The 6,649-nt window shown below is 58.7% G+C and carries 7 protein-coding genes; 3 read left to right on the forward strand and 4 right to left on the reverse strand.

The window, feature by feature from the left end:
* Positions 1-54: 54 nt before the first annotated feature.
* Positions 55-795, forward strand: coding sequence for an SDR family NAD(P)-dependent oxidoreductase (locus BLR71_RS11480; protein WP_092526279.1), 741 nt, complete (start codon positions 55-57; stop codon positions 793-795).
* A 112-nt stretch (positions 796-907) separates the two neighbouring features.
* On the opposite strand, the gene BLR71_RS11485 is transcribed toward BLR71_RS11480, so the two are convergent.
* The 3 genes from BLR71_RS11485 to BLR71_RS11495 form a co-directional block, all read right to left on the reverse strand.
* Complete coding sequence (locus tag BLR71_RS11485) at positions 908-1,804, reverse strand: LysR family transcriptional regulator (RefSeq protein ID WP_092526282.1); 897 nt, start codon at positions 1,802-1,804, stop codon at positions 908-910.
* A 368-nt stretch (positions 1,805-2,172) separates the two neighbouring features.
* Positions 2,173-2,775 (reverse strand): hypothetical protein, encoded by a 603-nt coding sequence (locus BLR71_RS11490; protein WP_092526285.1) that lies wholly within the window; start codon positions 2,773-2,775, stop codon positions 2,173-2,175.
* Positions 2,776-2,912: 137 nt separating this feature from the next.
* On the reverse strand, positions 2,913-3,245 hold the full coding sequence (locus BLR71_RS11495; RefSeq protein ID WP_092526288.1) for a TraR/DksA family transcriptional regulator: 333 nt from the start codon (positions 3,243-3,245) through the stop codon (positions 2,913-2,915).
* 347 nt (positions 3,246-3,592) lie between these two features.
* Here BLR71_RS11495 and BLR71_RS11500 point away from each other — a divergent pair, with 347 nt between their 5' ends.
* Positions 3,593-3,982 carry a tautomerase family protein gene (locus BLR71_RS11500; RefSeq protein WP_092526291.1) on the forward strand — a complete coding sequence of 130 codons (390 nt, stop codon included), beginning with the start codon at positions 3,593-3,595 and terminating at the stop codon, positions 3,980-3,982.
* A 635-nt stretch (positions 3,983-4,617) separates the two neighbouring features.
* Positions 4,618-4,971 carry a hypothetical protein gene (locus BLR71_RS11505; RefSeq protein WP_092526294.1) on the forward strand — a complete coding sequence of 118 codons (354 nt, stop codon included), beginning with the start codon at positions 4,618-4,620 and terminating at the stop codon, positions 4,969-4,971.
* 1,209 nt (positions 4,972-6,180) lie between these two features.
* Here the strand turns inward: BLR71_RS11505 and BLR71_RS11510 are convergent.
* On the reverse strand, positions 6,181-6,649 hold a 469-nt coding region (locus BLR71_RS11510; protein ID WP_422730776.1), incomplete at its 5' end, for a phage portal protein.

Below are 6,649 nucleotides of genomic sequence, written 5' to 3' on the forward strand. Positions count from 1 at the left end.
CTTTCCCACCACACACCCCATGCCCATAACCAAGGCAATGTTCAGGAAGCGCCCATGCTCAACTATCTTCCCGACGACTTCACGGCCGTGATCACCGGCGCAGGTGGCGGCATCGGCCGCGCCATGCTGGAAACGCTGCTGGCAAGCCCACGGCCGGGACGTGTGATCGCCGTTTCGCGCCAGACACCAGACCATGACGACCCGCGCCTCACCCATCTGGCTTTGGACGTCACCACCGACCAGGGCCTCGATGCGCTGGCGGATCATCTGGCGGGCACCCCGGTGCATCTGGTTTTCAATGCCATCGGCACCCTGCACGACGAACAGCGCGGCATCGCCCCGGAGAAGAAGCTCGATGAGCTAAGCTTCGCTGCCCTCGAGCATCTCTATCACGTCAATGCGGCCACGCCGGCAATGCTGCTTCAGGCGCTGATGCCATCGCTCAAGGGCAAGCACCCCGCCCTCTTCGCCAGCCTTTCGGCGCGGGTCGGCTCGATCGGCGACAATAGGATGGGCGGGTGGTATGCCTATCGCGCCAGCAAGGCGGCCCACAATATGTTGCTCAAGGGCGCCAGCATCGAACTTAAACGCCTCAACAAGCAGGCCATCCTCTTGAGCCTGCACCCCGGCACCACCGATACCGAACTCTCCAAGCCCTTTCAGGCGCGAGTGCCAGAGGGCAAGCTGTTCACGCCTAGCTTCGTCGCCGAGCGGCTGCTCGAGGTGATGGATGCCCGCACGCCCGCCGACAGCGGCAGCTTCTGGGACTGGGCGGGTGAACCGATCCCCTGGTAAGAGCGTCTGTCTGGCGAACCAGTTGGCAGGCTTTGGTGAGCGGGGCTTTCACAGGCCGAGTTTTTCACAGCGCTACGTTTCCACAAAACTAGGTTTTCATAGCGCCAAGTTTTCACAGCACAAGGTTTTCACGGAACCAATCGGTGATGAAATCCAGGTAGGTACGGGTCTTGTCCGGCAGATACTTTCGCGAGCGAAACAGCACCAGCATGCTGCCATGCTCGTTCCAGTAAGGCTGTAGCAGCGGCACCAGCTGGCCTTCGGCCACTGGCGAGCGGGCAGCGAACGTGGGCAGATAGGCAAGACCGAAGCCGGCCTTGGCGGCCTCCACCACCCCCAGCAGGTTGTTGATGACCAGCCGTGAGTTCGGCTCGATGTCCAGTGGCTGACCGTTGAGGGAAAAGCGCCAATGGGCGCCCAGGTCATAGTTGCCGTAGAAGATAGTGTCGTGATCGCGGATATCCTGGGGGTGCACGGGGGCGGTGACGCGTGCCAGATACTCCGGCGCCGCATAGAGGCCATAGACCACCTTGCACAGCGGGCGCGAGACCAGGCTAGATGGCGGCAAGGGTCCCATACGGATAGCCAGATCGACGGCATCGTCGATGGGCTCGAAGCGCTGATCCTCGAGCAGGATTTCTACCGCCACGTCAGGATAGCGACGCATGAAGGCGGTGGTCGGCTCCGCCAGGTACATGAAACCGAAACTGACCTGAGCGCTGACCTTCAGTTGGCCTCTCGGACGAGCCGTGACCGACTGCACCTGCGCTTCGGCGGCATCCAGCTCCTCGCGGATGCGCAGGCCGTGCTCGTAATAGATCTGCCCCGCCTCGGTGAGGTGCAGCGAACGGGTCGAACGATGCAGCAGATTGACCCCCAGCTCATCTTCCAGCGATGCAACGCGCTTGGAGGCCATGGATTTGGAAATTCCCAAGCGACGCGAGGCCGCGGTGAAGCTGCCGGCCTTCACCACCTCAACGAAGACCCTGAGTGCGTCGAGTACTGCCATCGTCGGCTCCTTACCGGTACGTTCGAGCAAGTGTTTCCAAATTGGAAACACTAGTTTTCGATTGTACCCTCTTATTACGCAAAGGCCGACTCACTATACTGCCCCGACGTGTTCAAGGCAGGCACCAACTGCCTCCTTGACCACGTCAACGTCATCAGGCGCGGCAATCCCGCCATCGCCTGGATGTCGCCTTCAGTGCATTTCTTTTTTGCGTGACCGGCACGACCGGCACGCATTTCTTTTATCCGCCAGTACTTTTCGTTCCCCAGAATTTTTCATTACCAAGGCTTTCCTTTCAAGCAAATTGCTAGCCCTAGCCTGAACCTGAACATTCCTCATTGCCAAGGTGCCAAGGCGTCGACGATACGCTACTGCTCGACCTGATACTCCTGCCGATACTCGATGACATTGCCAAGCCCATGCGGCGACCGAGCCACCAAAGGGCCGGCCAAGTGCTCGCCGCGAGCACCGATCCGCGCCTTGACCGTCGACGGCTGAACGTCGGCCGCCGGCATCGACACACGTATCAGATAGCGCCCAGCGATCAGCCCACTCCCTGGCCCCAACGGCCCGGCAGTGAACTGGCCATCATCTACCTCGGTCCGCATCTGCCAGTTAACGCCGCTGGCCTCGCGCTCGAGCACCACTAGCAACCGGGCTCGGTCCGGCAGGTTGGTGCGCCCGGTTACCTGCAGGCGCCGCGCATCGGTCAACTGCGTCGTCACGGTCACAGTGACGGGCTCGGTCAGCGCCTCCGGCTGTTCAGGTGAGTCCGTAGAAGTGTCTGCGGGCGAAGATGATACCTGGGCCTGAGCGGAAGCCGTTTCCTCGTTGGCATCGCTTGCCGGTGGAGTCGAGCTTCCTTCACAACCGGCGAGCACGAAGAGTAAGGCGAGACTGAGCACCCCAAGCCATCCATGCCCAGGCCCTGCCCCCTTCAGCGTTTTCTTCTTGCTGGCACCATCACGCATGCTTGCCTCTATCGCCCATTTGCTGTGCCTCCTTCTGACGCCTGCCATACACCATCGCGCGCATGATGGTACACATGACAGATAGTAGAACACGCCAGATGCCCAGCGGGTGACAATACCGGCACGGCCATCGACCATCAGAAGCCGGATAGTTGCTCGGCGCAATTGATACAGCGCGTGGTGTAGGGCAGTGCCGTCAATCGCTTGTCGTCGATGGTGGTGCCACAGCGCTCGCAGCGCTCCCCCTCCCCCGCCTCGATGCGCTCGAGGGCATGCATGACCTGCCTGAGCTCGGCTTCCGCCTCGTTTTCCAACGAATCGATCACTTCACTATTCTCAAGCTCGATAGACTGGTCTTCCAAATCCTTGTCCAGCGCACCTTCTGAGCGCTGCTTGCTGGCCTGATAACGCTCGATACGGGCAATCAGGTCATCCCGGAGGGCCTCTAGGGCCGCAGTGCGTTGACTCATGTCATCCCCTTTCAGCGACCGGCCGGCGGTTGCGCCAGCCTTATGAATAGTCCTAGCACAAGCGCCATGGGCACACACAGCCAATCCACTAGCGGGAGGCCCGCTATCGCCTCGAATGCCCCATCCTCACACTCACTCATGCTCACGTTCACGGGTACGCGGCAGCGCCTGAGCCAGCAGCACGGACACGCTATACATTGCCGGCTTTATTTGTGGTCGCTGGCCTTTAAAAAAACCTCGACAAACCCCACTTCCTTAGCACGCAAACAGCCATCCATTCTTGTTCACCCTGCGCATGCCTTCAGGCATATTGGAATGCCAACAGGTGACTGTAAGAGGAACTCACCGTGCCGCTATTACGTTTTGATGTGGTCAAAGGACGCAACGAGAAAGCGCTGAAGACCTTGTTGGATACCGCTCACGAGGCCATGTTGGAAGCCTTCGAGGTACCGGCAACCGACCGCTATCAGATCGTGCACCAGCACGAGCCCAACGAATTGGTCGTCGAGGACACTGGCCTTGGGCTCAGCAGAAGCGACAACCTGGTGATGATCAGCATCGTCAGCAAACCCAGGACACAGCATCAGAAAGAGCGGCTCTACGCCCTACTTGCGGAACGACTAGAGTCCGAGTGCGGTATTTCACCTCAGGACCTGATGGTCTCCATTACCGAGAATGGAGATGCCGACTGGAGCTTTGGCATGGGTGAAGCTCAATTTTTGACCGGCAAGCTGTAACCACGCTCGAATCATCGCCCTCTCGATACGATCTTCCACGAGGGAAGATCTGAGGGCGACGGTGATAGTGAAGATGATCGTATCATCGGTGGCTAGCACATCATGGCCACCGGAATAAGGTCGCTGATAGCCCATTCAAGCCATGCAGACAAGCCTGGAGCCAATAGTAGCCAAAGCGCTAAGGGTCATGTATCTTCAACTGAATATCGACAATTTTCGGCCGCTAGGCCAGAGGCGAGCAATCAGCGCCGCAACATCTGTCGTTGGTCTTATCATCTCGATGCCCCATAGCCGCATGCGCATATCAGAACGTTCACTGCGCGATGGTCGCTGCAAGGCGTTTATACGTCGTGACCATCAAGGCTATCGATTGCAGTGCCCAAGATTTGTCCAGGCAAGCATTGAGAATGACACGCGAGCCAGTGGATCGATTTATTCGCCTAAATGACCCAAGCCAACGCAAGGCAAAGCTGATGGCTTTTTATTTGACGTTACCTGACATTATCGCGTCTCGCCTAGCGACTTCTTGTAAGACATAAGTTTTAAAGAAAAGAGACGATAGAAGTTAGCGTATTGCCACAACCGCCATCATCTGAATAAAAGATGGCACCCTTATCATTAGGAAAAGCACGAGTATGATGACGAATCTAAGCGAATTTGAAGAGAGCATGCGTCGCGAGATTGACGCCTTCCAAGACAACAGCGAGAAAGAAAAAGCCAAGCGCCAGGCTCAAGCCGCCAACAAGGCCCCGGCCTCAGACATCAAGCCCCGCCAGAAGCAGCGCCCCACCAAGGAACAGGTTGAATCTTACAAGACGGGCCACCTGGTCAAACTGGCCGTGCGTACTAAGCGCCTTGAACTCGACACCATCTTCGAGCACCGCTCGAGCAGCATTTCTCGCCTTGAAGCGCAAATGGAAGCAGAAGAGGCAGCCAAGAAAGCGGGCTATCCCATCATTGGCCACCTGGTCGACATTGAGCGCCTCTAATACGTCAACCCAAGACTCAGTACGGATTGGCGAGTTGCTGTAGGCAGAATGTTTTGCTCGGGAAGTGCCGCGCAGGAATTTCAGTACAGTTCAGTGCGACTCAGTACGAAAAGTTCAGTGTAAACGTTTAGTGTGTAAGAAAAGTAACGCTCAACGACTCCACTGTCTTTAAAGTGCGACATTAGTGCCTGACTCAATCCTTGCAGATTTAGCGGCTGTCTCTGCGATTCACGACGCGCTATTTACAACGTCGCGGTTGAGGCAGATACAAAGCCGTGCTCAGGCAGATAAAAAGCCGTGCTCAATACGCTTACCCTGATGCTCTGCGCCAGCCACTAACGTCCCCTGGGCCATGGGCCAAGCCACAAGGCCTGAGCGCTTTCGCGAGGCGATATACCAGCCTGCCCGGAACGAGCGGATAACGGCGGCCATCGACTGCCGATGGTCACATGCACCCGGCAAGCAGTTATGGGAGAATACGCCCCTTTTCGGGGTGCGCTCGCCGCACCACTTCTGACCAAGCCCCAGCCCTTCGGCCCAGGCGAGACACCCGCGACCGCGCGGCGCCGATCCCCGGGCACCACCACGGCACTGCAACGTTATGACTGACCTGGCCAACGCGACCTCGACTCCCGCACCTCTGGATCGCACCTTCTCCGTCGCGCCGATGATGGATTGGAGCGAATACCCACAACCAAGGGCTTTATAGGCATTTAGTACCAAAAATGTCACACCTTGAAAGAGCCGGCTGATGATTTCAGCGGGCTCTTTGCATTGAGCCATGCACCTCAACCAACCACCTGTGCATAACCGTAGAAGCTGCATGAAAGCGCATAAAAACCATGCCCTTAATAACCCAAGCGCAGCCCAGCAACTGCGCGGCCTGGAGCCCTGGTGCATGAGTGCATAAAAACCGACACGTTTAGCGCGCAGGCGGGGCGGGGTGTCGACGGCGCGCGGCGGGGCGCCGCTGGGGTGGGCCGGTGGTGGCCGCTGGCTGCGCTCAGCGGTCGCGCGGCGAGAAGGCGAGGCCGTGATCGGCCAGAGAACGGCGACGCTCAGGCAAGCGCACAGAGCGATTGATGCACTAAGAGGAACGAATGCGTCTCAACCAAGGTTGGCGGCGCGGGGGCACGAAAAAGCCGCCCGGTTGGGCGGCTTGGTAATCGGCCGGCGAGGTGGTCGCCGGCGGGCGGATAGCGATCGAGTTCAGCGGCTGGGGTCGAGCCCCGATCCGCCCTCGCCTTCCAGGGAGTAACGGTCGAACCTGACGATCTCTTCCCCCGCCCATTCATTGATTTCCATCATGGTGGCCTGGATGGGTTCGAGCTCGTTGGCGACGTACACCCGGGCGGCCTTCTCGACGTCGCCGAATCCTCCGGTATTCTGGGGGATGATACCCATCAACTGAGGCGGGGTCCGGTGGCCGGCCAGCTGGTCGTCCCGCGTGATGTTTTTGATGTTCCAGAACTCGTCCTTCGCCGCGACCTCGCTCACCGGAATGATCTGCACGCCGTCTTTCTTGCCACTCGGAGAGTAGAGGAAGAGGTTGCGGAAATTCCCAGGACCTTTGCTGTCTTTCAGGGCCTGCCGCATCGCGTCGATGTCCTTCTGGTCATGGGCCGGGTCGTTGACGTACATGATGAAGCCGGCGTGGCTGCCGTTGAGGTAATAGCGG

It is taken from the genome of Onishia taeanensis (assembly GCF_900100755.1).
Lineage (GTDB): Bacteria > Pseudomonadota > Gammaproteobacteria > Pseudomonadales > Halomonadaceae > Onishia > Onishia taeanensis.